The sequence below is a fragment of the Aureicoccus marinus genome, from assembly GCF_002954325.1.
Classification (GTDB): domain Bacteria; phylum Bacteroidota; class Bacteroidia; order Flavobacteriales; family Flavobacteriaceae; genus Aureicoccus; species Aureicoccus marinus.
Genome location: NZ_MQVX01000001.1, coordinates 1,053,436 through 1,068,750, shown reverse-complemented (window position 1 = coordinate 1,068,750; position 15,315 = coordinate 1,053,436). Strand labels below are relative to the sequence as shown.

Below are 15,315 nucleotides of genomic sequence, written 5' to 3'. Positions count from 1 at the left end.
TCTAAACAGACTTCTCGTAGGCTTCTTTTATCCAGTCCTTTAATTCAGGGTCTACCTGGGCCGTATCGGTCAATTGCACCCGGTGTGTACACATGGTGCCGAAAGGACCTGAATTTTCAAGACGATCGGTGGTGGGCTTGTCTTTTAGCTTAAAGCCAAGATCAATTCGGCTTTTGGTCGCGGGTTTAATCAGTATGAATTGCCGTTTTCGGATAATACTCACACTGCCTTTTTTAGGGGTGATGGTAACATCGCTTCCCAGAGTCTTAACAAAGCCAATCAGCGACTCGTAGATAGGGAAGAGGCTTTCCTTTCCTTTGTATTGAGCGCTGACAAGATCTTCTTCCGAATTGTTCTCTTCTTTGCTCAGCGTAACGATGGTGTTTGCAAAACCATGGGTGACCTGATGCTCGGTTTTTAAATACTTAACCCCCTCAGCTTGTTTCGCATAAATCGTGAGGGCCTCTTGATAGTCTTCGTTGACAATGAACTCTTCAGCCCTTTGGATTTCTTGGTGGTAGTTCATGTAGCCCACGCCTTGTTCTTCTTTAGTAGCGCAAGAAGCAAGCAGAATCAAGCAGAGCAGGAATAAGTTTTTTGTCATAACGTATAAATTACAGGTCTTCTAAAGGGGTTTGATCCCTCATCCAACTCCATTCCACATCAGTAAGAAACCAAGTAAAGGCTTCTAAATCAGTTACTCCCCAGTCCTGAAATTCTTTTAGATTATTGAAAAGAGTATGCGCATTTTCCATATTGGGGTGGAGCAGGAGCTGTTCTATTTGTTCCTTAAAGTGCTCTGGTTTATCTGGACACTTGTCTAAATAGGTTATCAGCCATTTGTGGTAGGGAAATAAAATGCGGTTGTGTGCTAAGATTAATCGGGAGGCAAAGAGCGTCAACTGGGAAGCGGCTCTTGTTTTGGTATAGAGGTTATCGTGACGATCAGCCTCGCCCATAAGCCAATGTTGTATAAAAGCCATGGAATAGAAGGAACGCATGCGCTCTTCCCGTCCTTCCTCTGGATATCGCTGTATTTTATGCAACAGATCTAAAAGCCTTGCGTCTTTATTATATGCAGGGAAAGCTCCATCGAAAGCAGCTCTCGTCGGTTCATTCCCTTTTTCTGCCACCAACTTTAAATAGTCCCAGGAAATAATCTTTCCATCTACATATCCCTTGGGGTAATCACAAAGGTCTGTGCGGATGATAAAGAGGTCATTTACGGCTTCTCTTTTTATGTATTCTTCGTCTTGAACCAACATCATAAAATCGACATCGGAATCCTCGCGGGCGCAGCCCTTGGCCACAGAACCACCAATAATGATGGCTTCAACAAAAGGCTGGTCCCTATAGGCAGCGACCAACTTATCTATCGTCTTTTGATGATGAGAATGAATTTCTCGAGAAGTAGGCTTACCAACATAGACATAAATCGGGTCCTTGCAATTGGGATCAATCAATTTGAAAATTCGTTCTCGAATGCGGAGAAGTAAGAGATCTTCCGGAACTAAATGGTCCAGATAAAGCCTGTACAAATTGACTTTTTCCATTTGATTTTTAGAATGGGCCTCTTGCAGTTTGTCGACAGGAATCAATTCTTTAAGATGAACTGGAAAGTGAAGCGAAAAAAACTCCATAACTATAGAGTCCTCGTTCTTCAAATCCTTCTGATCGGTATAAAGGTTGTTCTTGCGAAGTTCTTCCTTTAAAGGATAAGTAGGGGTAGAAGGCAGACCTCTTCCAGACGCCAATTCGCGTAATAATCCCAGGATTCCTTCTAAATCATTTGTTTGAATAATTCCTTCGTCGTGCAGATGACTTTGGTATTGGTTCAGGATCAAATTGCGAAGTCGGTATTCGTCCGGACGTTTGTCCCTTAGAAACGCATCAAAATCAGCATCGTGAGTTGTATCCATTTCAGTTCTTTGTGTCCTTAAAATTAACCAATGTCACAGCGAATAAAAAAGCCCCGGTTCTTGCCGGGACCTTTTACTGATAAGCTTTACTAAACACTAACCATTAACTAAAAATATAGGCTTATCAAAATCAAAACTTAATTGAAAATCGAGATTTAGGACAAGTTGTTTTAATAGCGAACACGAACACCGAATATAACCGAGCTAAAACTGCCATTCTCAACTTGAATACCAGTAAACATGGCAGAGAGGTCCCACTGACATGGACTCTTTTCAGTAGCATTTTTTATTCGGTACCCCCCGCCAATATCATAGGCCATACCGCCAGATATTCCTTCAGTAAGACCAATGGCATACCCAAGACCTGCGGACACAGTAAAGCCATCGAGTCCTGGTGATACATCGGAAAGCTCAACCAATGCCCGAGCTTTTACAGGAGCGAACGCTACCCCTTCAGTCTGGAAGCCAAAGTCGGTTTCTTTTCCGGTAAATCTGGAGTAACCCAATTCTGGCATAATCTCTAATGCCTTCGTCGCGTGGATTAAATACGCAATACTGACCAGGTAATTAAAACCGAAAAAGTCGGTTTCGGGGCCCAAAACCAAACCACCCCCGGCAAAATAATTCAGGCGTTGCCCAATTGGACGATCAGCGAGTTCAGGCTCTTTGAATTCTTCTCGGTTTGGCGACTCTTCAAGGCTTTCTTGCATTCTTTGAGTCATTGATTCTGCTATTCGATCTGACAATTCATCATAGGAAGCTTGTTTAGCATTCTCTTTGGAGGGGCAGCACTTGATATATTCCGTATTGAATTTTACCTTTTTAGGGGTTGAAATACTCCATTTAGAATTGGTCATTATGCCTTGGAGCTTGGCCGTGTACGTAAATTTACTCTCCTTGACGCCTGTGCCACAGGGGCAAGTTGAATTGATATTGATGAGTACCTCGTAGTCAACTTTAGGAAATTTTAGTTTACTAACTCTTATCGTCGGGTCAAGAAAGACTCTGCATTCGCCAATGGTTTTTGCCATGCCACGATAACGCCAATGATTCTCTTTTTTCAAGAGAAAACTGAGCTTGTTATACGCGACTCGCATTTCATTTTTTTGTTCATCGCTTAATTTGCCAAGATCTTTTTTGGTGAGTCGAAAAGCAAAATCAGAGAAATTTTTTGCGTCAGAGTAAGCCTGGGCTACCCGGTCAGCAACAGACGGAAAGAATCCGCGATCGACTGATTTCAATTCTAGATGCTTGAAAATACCCTCAATTGTCCAGTCGCTTACATTTTCAGGCTTCTTCTGGAAATTTTCCGTTGGGTAAAAGTTGATACTACTCGCTGTATTGCGCAGATGATCAATTACTTGCTTGACATAACTGGTTTTTAGATTACACTCTGGCGAGAAGTTTAGTTTGGCCAAATCCGGACTAGTTAAAACAGACCTGAAAGCCCTATTGATTTCATCTTGAAAAGGTTCCTCATCTACTATAAAATAGGGCTCACTTTTCAGTTTTGTGGTGGTGCTAAAGTTGTCGTTTTGCGAGTGCATCCCCTGGACGATGAATAGCCCGAAGAGGAGGAGTGATTTCCATCTCATTTTGTTCTGGTTTTATGTTTATGCCAAAACAAGAGTATCTGCTTGGCTAAGTCAATACCAGAACTCAGGTATATTCAAGGGGAACAATGACCAAGATTGAAGTGCCGTTTTGTGGACTGGAGTCCAACAAAATTGGCCTTTCAGCTGATCTACCCGAGAGCGTATGTTTTGTAATCCTATGCCTTCTCCGGAATCGGTTGCGGATAGGCCTTGTCCATCGTCTTCAAAACTCAACGTCAAGGATTCATCGTGCCCAAATAGTTGCATGCTAACGGTACTTGCTTTGGCGTGCTTAATGACGTTTTGTACTAATTCTTGCACTATACGGTAGAGATGGGTGGCCTTTTCTTCGTCTAAATCTTCTGGGAATTGATAGGTGTTGAATTGCATCTTAAGCCCTTCCGTTTCTTCCACCTCCTGGAAGAGATCTTCAAGTACCCCTGCTAAACCAACTAACTGAATATCAGCTGGGGTGAGGGCATGAGCCATCTCCCGAATTTCTGTGCAGACTTGATCAAGTTCTTTTTCGACGTCTTTTTTATTGGGTTTTGTACTGAACAGGCGTCTAATGTTGGACACCCGACTCCCGATGTTGTCGTGTAATTCTGCTCCAAGTCTGCGTCTTTCCTCTTCCTGCCCCTGGACATAGGCATTTAGGAATTTTTGCTGTTGAACCAATAGTTTTTGCGCCAAGGCATTGCGATCGCTGTAGATTTGACGTATGATTAAGGAGAGGGTAATCGATAAGAATAAGATCTCCAGCACGGAGGCAAAAAGGATCTGAGAGAGCCCGAAAAAAGTGACTTTGACCAATCCAAAGCTGTGATGCAACAACATAAAAACGGAGGCCAGAGTCATGAACAGGTAAGAGATGGCAAAGTAAACACCAACTTTTTTGTTGTAGCGCAGATAGACCACAATTTCAGCAATCACGGCACAGACCAAAAACAGTATAGTGGCATACCAAAATTTCATAAATAGGGCGACCTGTGCTTCGTACAGTGATGGCGTGATAAAGTGAAATACAAGGCGAAGGGCGACCTGAACGCCAATGATGATTTCTACAACGCGCTTCAATTGCGGTAAGTACTTTTTGGCTTGTAAAAGTTCTTGGGCAAAAAGGACAAAAATCAATGTAGAAAACTCAATGGCCAAGACATAGAGTAGGCGTCCATTATCTAAATTGGAGGCGGGTATGATTAGGTTGATGTACCCCAGATAAGCCGCCATATAAACACCCAAGGAAATTAAATAAAGTGCGTAGAGCAGGGCGTTACTGTATTGTGTTGCGTAGAAGATGAAAAGGGCAAATAAGATGGAAATGAGCGTGAGGCCAAAATAGGAACCAATCAACGTATTTTGCAAGGCTGAAAGTTGATCAAATCGGCCTTTGGTATGCAAGTTCATATCGGTGGCCAGGGGCTTGCCCTCTGATTTAGTGAAAACCACATAGAAGTTGGCCCTCTCATGAGGAGCCAGGGTGATCTGGGTATTCCAGCTGCGTCCATTCGGACTATGCCCCGAAGTCAATCCCAAAAATCCAATTTCTTTTAGCGTATTTCGTTTGCGTTTATAAACTCGAACATCTTCGATAAAGGGGTAAGAAAAGCTCAAAGTGTAAGTTGTGCTTTGGGTGTTTGGATTGAGTAGTTCAAAATCCAAATAGGCTTGGGACACGGCGAAATCAAGATAAACGAAAGAGCGCTTGTCATTTTGTTCTTTGAAGTCGCTAAGTCGATTCAAATGAAAAGGGCTTGCCTTTTGTGTGCTGGTGTAGAGTTCGCCATACAACCTCAAATTTTCCAGCCTATTTGGAGTTTGGGCTTTTAGTATGGCCAACCCAAGGAATAGGAAACCCGTGATCAGCCCAAGATTCCGTTTAGATGAGTTGGTTTTCATGAGCGAAGTTCACGAGCTTGACATTGCTGTCGACCCCGAGTTTTTTGTAAATATTCTTCTTGTGTGTCTCAACGGTTAGGGGACTGATGTTCATGATTTCAGCAATGTCGGGTACCTTTTTACCTTCACAAAGACAAATCACAATCTCCTTTTCGCGAGGTGTGAGTTGAACGCTTTTAGTAAAATCATCGGCCTGTCCTCGAGAATTCTCAAGGGCCCTACGGACCCCCTCACCATAGTAAAATTTCTCAGACTGAACTACGTGATTCAAGGCATCTTCTAAATCTTCAGAACTACAGTTTTTAAGCAAAAAGCCGCGTGCCCCCAGACTTTTTGACTTTTGTATGATACTGCTTTTGTTGTACATGGTTAAAACCAGCGTGGGAACTTCAATGCCATTTTCCCGGAACTCACGTAGTATTTCCATTCCGTTTTTATCGGGAAGATTGAGATCCAGTACAAGGATATCTGGAAGTCCCTTGGAGAAGAAATCGAGCAGGGCTTTGTAGTTAGATACTGCCTTGATCACTTGAAATCCTTTAAAACTGTGAATTAAAGAACTGAGCCCATCACTGACGATCAGATGGTCTTCGCACAAGACGACGGTTTTCGGGTTGGTATTCACGTTTGCTCGCTCTTATCCAGTAAAATACACAAATTTTAAGGCATCCCATGAAATTGGAGGGGAGCATTTGCTGAGAAGCGGCGATTCAGTGCTTAAGAACCCTCTTGCCTACTGATGTAATCCTCTAGGTAGGTATGAAGTCCTATTTCCGGAGAGCTTAAGATCTTATCCTGAAAGGGGACTTCCAAGAGCTCCAAGAGGCGTAAAATAGCAAAGCCTGTCGCGTAATGATAGGTTGCCGGACCTGCATAGGTCAAGTACTCAAAATCCGGTTGGGTGAATTTAACATCCTGAAATTCCTTGTGAGAATGAAAGAGTGAGTCCTTTTGAATGGACGGTTCATGCTCGGACTTGCTCCATTGCTCCATAACTTTCATACCCTTGTATTCCATAAAGCGGGCAGAACCTTCCTGAATGTCATAGAAATTCTCTACTTCTTCCAATAAAGGGTAGACCTTCCCGTATTGCTCCATTCGCGACTTTCTTGCTTTTAGATAGGAACGAATTAAGGCCATTCGGTTGGGTTCTTGATCGATGGCCTGAAGCAAAAGGTCATTCTCTTTTTGAACCGCTTCTAAAAAGCTCTTGTCCTCCAAACAGAGTTTACGCAAATCTCGAATATCAAAAGGCAATTGCGCGATTCTCTTTTTGGTGTACTCCTTGAATTCAGGAGTATTGTACTGAAAATGATGGAACATCTCATGCAAAACCATCGCACTCCAACTTTCTGTACTGCTTACCGATGGAATATAAATTCCCGTTTCTTCCACCGATAAAAATTGCTGAACAGGATTGTTGTAATACAGTTTGGTCGAGTCGGCTTCTTCAAAACTAATCATGAGTTCGAAATGGTAGGGAATGGAATCTGTGCGTGGACTCAATACATAATCCTCACTAAAGGTTTCCGAAGTAGTAAGGCTATTCAATACTTGCTGGTTTGGAAAGAATACCTCCGAATCTTCTCCATTAAAATAAATAAAAGGGCCTTCTACCTTTTTCTCGCCAAAGGCGGGCCAAACTTGCTGTGCTGCCTCTTGCCGCATATCAAGGACATATTGAATTCTGCGGGCAGATAAGCTGTCGGGTAGTTGAAGTTCAGTCTCTGAAGTGGTGTCGTTTGAAGGATTAATTTGAAATTGGCAGGCGGTAAACAGGGCGAGCAGGGTACACCCCAAAAGTGTGTGTTTGTTCATGCCTTATTGATGAACCGTACCGGTTTTTGTTTCAGAAAGAGCTCTTATTCTTTAAGAGCTTCAACTTGACTGTTTACAAAATCCATGACCAGACTCTTAAAGCCTTCTCCACCGACTTCCATCATATTCAGATGTCCTGCTCTGGGTACAATGACCAGTTCTTTCTTCTCGGTTTTAAGACTGTCGAAAAGATCTTGAGCATTGTCAACACTAATTCTTTTATCCGAATCACCGTGAGCGATCAAGACGGCTTGTTCAATTTCTTTAGCCGATTCAATGGGCTGAACAGCTGTAGGGTCGAAGTTGGCTTCTTCGGCTGCCCGCTTTAAGGCATAGTCCGAAATTTGCTTGATCATGACGCCTTTCGCCATTCGTTTGCCGTATTCGAAGACCACTTCGTCCAGTGATCTAAACGTACTTTCAACGATACCGAAATTAATTCGTTCATCTGCTTCCAAGGCTTGTAAAGCAATAGCTCCCCCCATGGAGTTGCCCCAAATACCAATGGGAATACTATCGTTTTCTTCTTTGATAAAATCAACGATGCGTTTTATATCCTCCTTCTCGTAAAAACCATAAGTGATGTGTTCTCCCTGACTTTCGCCATGTCCTCTACCATCGAAAAGGATGGCATCGTAGCCTTGCTGAGCAAGCAGATCGGCCTTATTCATCATCTGTTCTTTGTTTCCACCAATCCCGTGGACCAGGATGACTACGGCCTTCGGTTCTTCTTTGGTTAAGGTCCAGTAACCTTTTAACTCCAGATCATTTTGACCGATGAGCACTAAATTGTCGTAGTCCAGTTCCAGGTCTTCCGGTGTGCCTTCATTCAATCGTCGGTCTCTTTTTGTAATCAATTCGCCTCCCTTAAGATGAAGGAAGGCAAATCCGCCTCCGGCGGCTAGAACTAGTAGTACAAATACAAAGCGAAGTAGTTTTTTCATTTTAAGAATAGTGGTCTTAGTGTTTTAAATATTTGAGAATGAGACCGATTTGACCCAGGTGGTATAAGTCGTGGTGCAGCATGCCCTGCAGCACGAAGCGATAGGGGTAATGGCCTTTAAAATCGGTATAGAAGTATTCTTGATCCAAAAAAGAATCGTCTTGATCTGCGAGCAAATCAATAATGGTTTCAAGACTTTCTTCGTAGTTGGCTCGTACAGTAGACCAACCCAGGGGAATTAGTTTTTCGTTGGGCAGCCAATTTTCTTCACACTTCTCGGTTTTACTGCCACTGCCTGTTTGAATCTTAAGAATAGTCTCTTGACGCCAAAGAGTCAGGTGCGATAAGATTTCGGCAATACTGTGGAGATCGGGTAGGGGGCGTCTAAAAGCGTCCTTTCCCTCTAACTCGTTAAAGCGGCGTAGATAATTGGCTCCCATCCAAAGCACTCCGTTTTGCACATCTCGGTACTGTTGGATCAGGCTTTCAAGTTCGGTTCTCACTCTGTTCAATTAGTTTCCTGGAGGCGCAACCAATTCTACATAGATACCGTCAGGATCCTGTACAAATACCAATTGATAGCGTTCTCGCTTAACCCATCCCACAAGCTCTATGCCAGCTTTTTCAATTCGCTCGATGGTCTTGTCAAAATGTTCTTTGGTGTAATAGAGGGTGATGTAATTCACCCCTGAGCGCTTATCGATTCCTTTGGGACGGGCTTGCCTTTTGGTCTTTTCGAAATAAGCTAGCTTGACAATGGTCCCCGATGGACGGTCCTGTAACTTAAACTGTTTTACAGAGAAGGGCCTGTTGTTGGCTGCTCCGGCCTCTTTACTCCAGGCTTCGTCGAGGCTAAATCCTCCAATTGGACTGAGCCCCAGAATCTCTTTGTAAAACTTTTCAGAAGCCTCAATATCACTCACTACAATTCCCATGGCCCCAACACCCAATTCGGCATTGCTTTGGGCATTCAGAGAAAAGTACAGGCTAAGGGTTAAACAGAGAGAAAGAATTCTTTTCATGGCTTTGGTTTGTTTTAAAGGTAGCAAGAAAGCCAGAAAGAAATTCTCATTTAGGGGCGACCGGCTTCCAATCGCTTCAATAAGCCATCGAGTATTTCGTCCTTATCGTCTCTCAGGTGATCGCGGATAAAGATGTCGGGCTGAACACCTTGGACGGCCTCACTACCATTCACTCGTGTGATTTTACCTTTAGCCGTTTTGACTGGGATACCGGTGATCGGCAAGGTATAGGTCAATTGTGAAGCATAAAGAGAAGGAGAATCTCCTGTCTCTTCCCCTACCATTTTGCCAAAGCCGTAGTCCTGAATTTGAGCCGCAGTAACGGCGGATTGAGAATGGGATTGGCGGTTTATTAAAACATAGACGTTCCCGGTAAATCTTTTGTTTTTTGGTTGAGGAAGGTAACTCTCAAATTGAAATAAAAAGCGTTCGCCGTCTTTATGACCCAGTATACTTTTCGCATATTCCGTCGTCAGATCACTGTTTTCTCGAACGTGCTTTTTTAAAATCGCGCTGGATTTGAGTTCAAATGAAGAATTCCATTGAAAGGGTTTGTCGGCAATATAGGAGACCATGTAATCGCTAAAAATATCATCACCGCCACTGTTGTAGCGTAAATCGATGATTAAGGTTGGGGATTTCTTTGTTCGTATTTGGGTAAAGGCGGAATCGATAAAAGATTTGAATTGGTTTAAATCACCTCCAAAGTCACCTGGATTCAAGTAGGCCACCTTTTTGTAATGCTTGAATTTGGGAGCATTGATCAGAATATCCCATCTTTTCATTTCGAAGCCCTCTATAGCTGGCACGGCCTTAATCTGCTTGTGGATTTCTTCTCCATTTACTTTTGCTACGACCTCATAACGGGCCTTACTTCCATACTCTTGCCAGTACAGTCTCGGGAAGGAGATGATTTCTGCCTTGGTGTACTTGAAGTAGGGACGTTCTGCGGAGATATAGGCAGAAAGCTGCTGAAACACTTCCATGATTGGCATTCCGTCAATCGAAAGGATTTCTGTTCCTTTTTGAAGTTCGCTTAGGGGAGTCAGGTTATTTCTTACGAGTGCCTTACCATCTTCAATGACCAGTTCTAAAGGAAACAGAGTTCCACCTCCCTCAGCGTACTCCAAGTATTGGGCTACTGGGAAGATTACCTCGGTATGTCCATTGTTCACTTTTGCAGTAAAGGTTTGAAAGAGAGTGGTGATTTCTTGTATGCTTAGCGAATCTTGGTGAATCCCTTTTTTCAGAAGATCGTAGTGTTTCTGCATTTCTTCCTTGCTGGTGTAGGCGTAGAGGTCATAGTGTGTTTCTTCCAAAGACTGATAAAGATATTCGAAGTCTTTAAGGACTTCATCGCGGCAAAATGAAGAACGGTTCCCTTGGGAAAAGGCCAATTGAAAACCAAGAACAGTCAAGACGAAAAGTAGCTTTTTTAAAGCGTTCATGTGATGCGTTTTGGGGTAAACGAATCAGGGATGAATTCGCAACAACAAAAAGGAACTTTTTTAATTTTGACCCTTGTATTAAGCCAGTTCAAAATTGATCTTTAATTTGGTACTTTAATCATTAATCACCTCATGGAGCTTTACGAAATCCTCACAGCCCTTACCTTTTTAGCGGCTGTATTCGGGTACATTAATGCCCGTTTTATCAAACTGCCGACCGCCATTGGTTTAATGCTGATTGCTATCCTGTTTTCCTTGGTGGTAATCGGGCTGAGTTATTTTGATGATACCCTGTACCAGGTTGAGCTCTCTTTGATCAAACAAATTGATTTTGAGGAAGTAGTGATGAATTATATGTTGAGTTTCTTGCTTTTTGCGGGGGCCTTACATACCCATTTTCAACAACTCAAGAACCAGCGCTGGCCCATTTTACTCTTTGCCACTTTGGGAATTCTGATCTCGACTTTCTTGGTGGGTACCCTGACCTTCTTTTTGCTGGCTGCTCTGGGTATTGAAGTGAATTACGTGCTGTGTCTTCTTTTCGGGGCTCTTATCTCGCCTACCGATCCCATTGCTGTGTTGGGAATTCTTAAAAAGGCCAATGTGCCTAAAAAGCTCGAAACCAAAATTGTGGGGGAATCCCTCTTCAATGATGGAGTAGGGGTTGTTATTTTCTTGACACTCTTTGGTGTTGCCGCCAAAGGTAGCGAAAGCATCGATCCTCTAGAAATTGCGGAACTTTTTGGTTTGGAAGTCTTCGGAGGGATCCTGCTCGGGGTCTTTATCGGCTGGGTGGCCTTTATGCTCATGAAATCCATCGATGACTTTAGCATAGAAATCATCATCACCCTGGCCACTGTTATGGTGGGAACGGTCCTAGCGCATAAGCTGCATGTTTCAGCTCCCTTAGCGATGGTTGCTGCAGGTCTTGTGGTAGGTAATGACCGAGCGAGATCTGCCGCTATGTCGGAGGTTACCGAGCGCTATGTGGATAAATTTTGGGAGTTATTGGATATTCTTCTCAATGCCATTCTCTTTGTACTCATTGGAATGGAGATGCTGGTTTTAGTCTACGATACCAACTACATTCTCGCTGGTGTTCTGTGTATTCCGATTGTTTTGCTCTGCCGTTATCTTTCTCTTTTGGTGCCGGTTAAGCTATACGAGAAGAAGTTGGAGTTTGTGCCCCGGACCAACCTGATCATGACCTGGGGTGGACTTCGTGGAGGAATATCGATCGCTCTGGCCTTTACCTTAACGGCCGATATGCACCGCGATATGTTCTTGATTCTGACCTATATCGTGGTGGCTTTCTCTATTTTAGTTCAAGGACTCACCATAGAGAAACTGGTAAAACGGGTGCTGAAGTAGGGCTTATTTTTCGTTGAGTTTCCACTTTTTCCCTTCTTGAATGACTTTTATCCGAAAGGCCTCATCTCCTTTGTAGTAAATGATGAGTTTGGATTCGGCTGAGTCAAATCCGTACCGAAAGTCCTTGCGCTTAAAATCCGGAAAGCGTCTTCCGAACTTTTCGTTCCCTTCTTCTATGCGTTCAGCCCAAACGGTGAGATCTTCTTCCCCGTCAATGACCCGCTGACTAAAAGAGTTTTTAAAGAGTAAGGGTTTATTTTTTGTAAGGGCCTTCAGTACATTTTCGAAGGGGGTGCTCTGTGGAATATGTTTTTTCTGAGCATAGCCTGCTACAGCTGTGCAGATAAAGAGGAGGGCAATGATGAACTTTTTCATGTGTCAATCGTTTTGATGGGTTGATTTACGATATCGAATGCCGTAAATAAATGATTTTTATAACGTTCTGCTCTGTAATCCTCCCGAAAAAGAGTCCAGATCATCGCATCTCGGTAGGTCCCTTCACTGTCTTTAACTCTGTTTTTAAGGGTTGCTTCATGGGTAAAGCCCAATCTCTCCGGGATGGCCTTACTGCCGTAATTCTTCGGATCGCAGTGAATTTCGAGGCGTTCTACATCTTCCACCTCAAATGCGAGTTTTACCAGTCCTATTACCGCTTCGTTGATATAGCCTTTCTTTTTCTCTTGACAAAAGCTGTTGGTGTGAGATAGGAATGTAAATAAAAGGGCCAGAGGCCATCGAAAATGATTCATCAGGTAAAATAATTGAGATATACTAAAAACCCTATTGCACAGGCAATTACAATACCAAGGAGTACTTTATCCAGCATTCGTCTTCGAGAAGCATTTTTTCTAATAGTACTTTTTATGGAATTCAATTCCACTTCACTAGGCTCAGGAAACTCTAAATCTCCTTCAGACTGCGCAAGATCAGAAGTGTCGAACTTGCCGTCAACTATGTTCTTCCGGTCTTTCTTTCGCCTTAAAAAGGCTTTAAATTGATCTAGACTGCCGTGGGCCATAAAAAGACTTCTTATGGGTAAAGTAGAGGGAAATATCTCTCTAAAAATCCTGAGATTCTGGTTTAGGAGAAATCATGATGTGGGCTCGGTGGGTTCCGGGATTCATAATCCATGGATGGTCCGGACTGATCGGTACCTCTGGTAATCCTGTCGATTCCGAAGTAGCAAAGGGGAGGTAGACCACGTAGCGGTAGATGGCATCCTCTACTTTGTTGGTTTCAGGTTCATAGTTGGTCTTGGAACCGTAGTAAATATGTAAGGTTGATCCAGGATTACCCATTTCGAGTTGTCCTGATTTTACCTCTGCTTCTCGGATGTCGAAGATTTCTCCTCCCGATTTGCCTTGGGCTCTTAGCTCTCGGCCTCGGGCCATAAAAGGTTCCAAATCCTGGTGGTAACAAGCCGCATTAAATCCGGGTTTACTGGGATCATCGGTAATGACAATGAATTCGTTGCTGCCTTCGCGAAAGGTGACCCATTCTCCGGCCATATTGATGCCGATGACTTTGCATCCTTCGCGGCTTTCGGCTGGTGCAGCCATAAGGGCTGTGGCAATAAGTGCCTCATCAGAATCGATGGCTTTGAAATTCACTTGTTTTTCGGTAACCGTGCTATCCATGGCCATTTGTAGTTCTATAGTTGGCTTTTCTTCTTCTTTTTGCGTCGAATTGCAGGCCGAGACCAGTAAAGCAAGCATTAGCAGTCTTACTAAATTTTTCATGGAAAATTAATTTCAAGATTAATTGAGGTGCCCATTTTTAATTTATTTCACATTGGAATACTAGCTTAAGTAGGTCAGGGAGTGCCAAATCAATTCTTTATCAATAAAAAAATGGAGGCAAGAATAATTCCGCTTGGCCAAGAAAGTTAGCAAAAAAGTAGAAAGCCTATTCCATGGGGACTTTTATTACTCTTTTTACTTTGTCCGAATAGGAACCCAGATTTCTTCCTCAGATTCCGGATCATTGTTTTTGTATTCGGTTCCCAAGACTTCAAAATGGGGCCGGTCGTCCACCCAATAGGAGGAAGAGGGGATCCATTGCGAAAAGATGTATTGAAAAATAGAAGGGTCAGCGCTCGAGCCTTTGTAATCAAATACTGCATAGAGCCCACCCTCTATATGAAAGGATTTCATTCCTTCAGGTATGTGATCCAGCGCGGTAACCTCCACAGCAGCCCATTTGATATAGGTGTTGGTCGGTTTGAAGTTTTGGGGGTAATCAGCGGGGTAGACCTGTAGAGAAATTTTGTCCTCACTCGCTCTGTTTTGAATTTCTTTGATTCGCGGGGCGAATTGACCCCAAAGTTGACCGGTCGTATTGTTAATTAAACTCATTTCCAGGCTTTGGCCAATGAGCTGTTTAGGTTCAAGGGTAATGATTCGTGGGTTCATAGATCTTTGTCAGGTCTTCTTGCTTCAGGCAGACAAGTTGGGACTTCTCCTCAAAAAATCAAAGCTGGACTCGTATTACCTTTTCTAAACTACAGGGTCTCTGTCTAAATCACTGTAGGGGTATACCTCTTTTTCTTTTAGAAGCTTAAAGAGTTCGGCACTTCCATTTTGCCTTGCATAGTCCATTTCTTGCCTAAAAACCTGCATACACAGCAAAAGATGGTGCTGGCGATCACCAATTTTAAATTTTTTTCCATCAGGTTCGTACAAATCAAAAATCAGGCAGGTATTTTCTTCACCTGAACCATTAGGAACTTCGATGGTTTCATTCGGATTTAAAATAGCTTGGGATGAATACATTCCAATGGCGGTTAAGAAACCACAGGCCTTTCGCTCAATCAAATTAAAAGGGCTGGTTTCTCCTTCCACACTGCTGTAGCCATGTTTGGTGAAGGCCACTAATTCATAAGTACCCAATCTATTTTTTTTTGGTCCATTGCCATCTGGATCCAATAGCTCCATCGTTGCAAATCCAGTTCCTTTTATGTGATTAGGGAAGTAGTACATATCGACTCCTCCTCCCAAGGAGAATGGTACAACGGCATGTCCAACAAGGTCGTGCATTTTACCTAAAACATTTTCGAGTCCTTTTGATTTTAATTCATAGTCTTTGTCAAATTCTTCCTGTGTAAACTCTTTTACAATTGGCGTTTCTTTTTTGCCGAATAGTCTTTTCAAAAATCCCATAAGATTAATCCAGTTTAATTGAAGCTGGGAATCCGCTATGAACATAGAAGATTCTGATTTAGGATTAGCCAAGGTAATAATCCGGGAAAAGAAGAGGAGGGTAGTTTTCTGTAAATTTTCTCAAAAAAGAATAAAAAAAGGA

The 15,315-nt window shown here is 42.9% G+C and carries 17 protein-coding genes; 1 reads left to right on the top strand and 16 read right to left on the bottom strand.

Features of this window, described 5'->3' with window-relative positions:
• Nucleotide 1: 1 nt before the first annotated feature.
• The 10 genes from BST99_RS05015 to BST99_RS04970 form a co-directional block, all read right to left on the bottom strand.
• Nucleotides 2-604 (bottom strand): DUF5655 domain-containing protein, encoded by a 603-nt coding sequence (locus BST99_RS05015; protein ID WP_245916186.1) that lies wholly within the window; start codon nt 602-604, stop codon nt 2-4.
• Between the two features lie 10 nt (nt 605-614).
• Nucleotides 615-1,919: a nucleotidyltransferase domain-containing protein gene (locus tag BST99_RS05010; protein WP_105000824.1), complete on the bottom strand. Its 1,305-nt coding sequence runs from the start codon at nt 1,917-1,919 to the stop codon at nt 615-617.
• A gap of 170 nt (nt 1,920-2,089) precedes the next feature.
• Nucleotides 2,090-3,337 (bottom strand): hypothetical protein, encoded by a 1,248-nt coding sequence (locus BST99_RS05005; protein ID WP_181044148.1) that lies wholly within the window; start codon nt 3,335-3,337, stop codon nt 2,090-2,092.
• A 228-nt stretch (nt 3,338-3,565) separates the two neighbouring features.
• On the bottom strand, nt 3,566-5,257 hold the full coding sequence (locus BST99_RS05000; RefSeq protein ID WP_219843806.1) for a sensor histidine kinase: 1,692 nt from the start codon (nt 5,255-5,257) through the stop codon (nt 3,566-3,568).
• Between the two features lie 136 nt (nt 5,258-5,393).
• Complete coding sequence (locus tag BST99_RS04995) at nt 5,394-6,038, bottom strand: response regulator (protein WP_105000821.1); 645 nt, start codon at nt 6,036-6,038, stop codon at nt 5,394-5,396.
• Nucleotides 6,039-6,130: 92 nt separating this feature from the next.
• Nucleotides 6,131-7,231: a DNA alkylation repair protein gene (locus BST99_RS04990; protein ID WP_105000820.1), complete on the bottom strand. Its 1,101-nt coding sequence runs from the start codon at nt 7,229-7,231 to the stop codon at nt 6,131-6,133.
• 44 nt (nt 7,232-7,275) lie between these two features.
• A complete protein-coding gene (locus tag BST99_RS04985) occupies nt 7,276-8,175 on the bottom strand; it encodes an alpha/beta hydrolase (RefSeq protein ID WP_105000819.1) in 900 nt (299 codons plus the stop codon).
• A gap of 16 nt (nt 8,176-8,191) precedes the next feature.
• Nucleotides 8,192-8,677 (bottom strand): DinB family protein, encoded by a 486-nt coding sequence (locus tag BST99_RS04980; protein ID WP_146106206.1) that lies wholly within the window; start codon nt 8,675-8,677, stop codon nt 8,192-8,194.
• Nucleotides 8,678-8,686: 9 nt separating this feature from the next.
• The gene (locus BST99_RS04975) at nt 8,687-9,196 is read right to left on the bottom strand and encodes a VOC family protein (RefSeq protein ID WP_105000817.1); all 510 of its coding nucleotides are present in this window, start codon (nt 9,194-9,196) and stop codon (nt 8,687-8,689) included.
• 50 nt (nt 9,197-9,246) lie between these two features.
• Complete coding sequence (locus BST99_RS04970) at nt 9,247-10,644, bottom strand: S41 family peptidase (RefSeq protein WP_105000816.1); 1,398 nt, start codon at nt 10,642-10,644, stop codon at nt 9,247-9,249.
• A gap of 132 nt (nt 10,645-10,776) precedes the next feature.
• Here BST99_RS04970 and BST99_RS04965 point away from each other — a divergent pair, with 132 nt between their 5' ends.
• On the top strand, nt 10,777-12,015 hold the full coding sequence (locus tag BST99_RS04965; RefSeq protein WP_105000815.1) for a cation:proton antiporter: 1,239 nt from the start codon (nt 10,777-10,779) through the stop codon (nt 12,013-12,015).
• A gap of 3 nt (nt 12,016-12,018) precedes the next feature.
• Here the strand turns inward: BST99_RS04965 and BST99_RS04960 are convergent, their stop codons facing one another.
• From BST99_RS04960 to BST99_RS04935, 6 genes are all read right to left on the bottom strand, one after another.
• Complete coding sequence (locus tag BST99_RS04960) at nt 12,019-12,390, bottom strand: hypothetical protein (RefSeq protein WP_105000814.1); 372 nt, start codon at nt 12,388-12,390, stop codon at nt 12,019-12,021.
• Entirely contained in the window at nt 12,387-12,764 is a 378-nt protein-coding gene (locus BST99_RS04955; protein WP_105000813.1) for a GNAT family N-acetyltransferase, read from the bottom strand. Before BST99_RS04955 ends, BST99_RS04960 begins: the two co-directional genes overlap by 4 nt.
• Entirely contained in the window at nt 12,764-13,033 is a 270-nt protein-coding gene (locus BST99_RS04950) for a hypothetical protein (RefSeq protein WP_105000812.1), read from the bottom strand. The genes BST99_RS04955 and BST99_RS04950 overlap by 1 nt, the downstream gene beginning before the upstream one ends.
• A gap of 40 nt (nt 13,034-13,073) precedes the next feature.
• Entirely contained in the window at nt 13,074-13,754 is a 681-nt protein-coding gene (locus BST99_RS04945) for a hypothetical protein (RefSeq protein WP_105000811.1), read from the bottom strand.
• A gap of 195 nt (nt 13,755-13,949) precedes the next feature.
• Nucleotides 13,950-14,426, bottom strand: a complete 477-nt coding sequence (locus BST99_RS04940) for a GyrI-like domain-containing protein (protein ID WP_105000810.1) — start codon at nt 14,424-14,426, stop codon at nt 13,950-13,952.
• Between the two features lie 84 nt (nt 14,427-14,510).
• Nucleotides 14,511-15,218: a suppressor of fused domain protein gene (locus BST99_RS04935; RefSeq protein WP_245916185.1), complete on the bottom strand. Its 708-nt coding sequence runs from the start codon at nt 15,216-15,218 to the stop codon at nt 14,511-14,513.
• Between the last annotated feature and the right edge of the window lie 97 nt (nt 15,219-15,315).

Excerpts from the sequence above, each read along its gene's own strand:
- BST99_RS05015 (WP_245916186.1), bottom strand. The coding sequence starts at position 604 with ATGACAAAAAACTTATTCCTGCTCTGCTTGATTCTGCTTGCTTCTTGC.
- BST99_RS05010 (WP_105000824.1), bottom strand. The coding sequence starts at position 1,919 with ATGGATACAACTCACGATGCTGATTTTGATGCGTTTCTAAGGGACAAA.
- BST99_RS04990 (WP_105000820.1), bottom strand. The coding sequence starts at position 7,231 with ATGAACAAACACACACTTTTGGGGTGTACCCTGCTCGCCCTGTTTACC.
- BST99_RS04985 (WP_105000819.1), bottom strand. The coding sequence starts at position 8,175 with ATGAAAAAACTACTTCGCTTTGTATTTGTACTACTAGTTCTAGCCGCC.
- BST99_RS04975 (WP_105000817.1), bottom strand. The coding sequence starts at position 9,196 with ATGAAAAGAATTCTTTCTCTCTGTTTAACCCTTAGCCTGTACTTTTCT.
- BST99_RS04970 (WP_105000816.1), bottom strand. The coding sequence starts at position 10,644 with ATGAACGCTTTAAAAAAGCTACTTTTCGTCTTGACTGTTCTTGGTTTT.
- BST99_RS04965 (WP_105000815.1), top strand. The coding sequence starts at position 10,777 with ATGGAGCTTTACGAAATCCTCACAGCCCTTACCTTTTTAGCGGCTGTA.
- BST99_RS04960 (WP_105000814.1), bottom strand. The coding sequence starts at position 12,390 with ATGAAAAAGTTCATCATTGCCCTCCTCTTTATCTGCACAGCTGTAGCA.
- BST99_RS04955 (WP_105000813.1), bottom strand. The coding sequence starts at position 12,764 with ATGAATCATTTTCGATGGCCTCTGGCCCTTTTATTTACATTCCTATCT.
- BST99_RS04950 (WP_105000812.1), bottom strand. The coding sequence starts at position 13,033 with ATGGCCCACGGCAGTCTAGATCAATTTAAAGCCTTTTTAAGGCGAAAG.
- BST99_RS04945 (WP_105000811.1), bottom strand. The coding sequence starts at position 13,754 with ATGAAAAATTTAGTAAGACTGCTAATGCTTGCTTTACTGGTCTCGGCC.
- BST99_RS04940 (WP_105000810.1), bottom strand. The coding sequence starts at position 14,426 with ATGAACCCACGAATCATTACCCTTGAACCTAAACAGCTCATTGGCCAA.
- BST99_RS04935 (WP_245916185.1), bottom strand. The coding sequence starts at position 15,218 with ATGTTCATAGCGGATTCCCAGCTTCAATTAAACTGGATTAATCTTATG.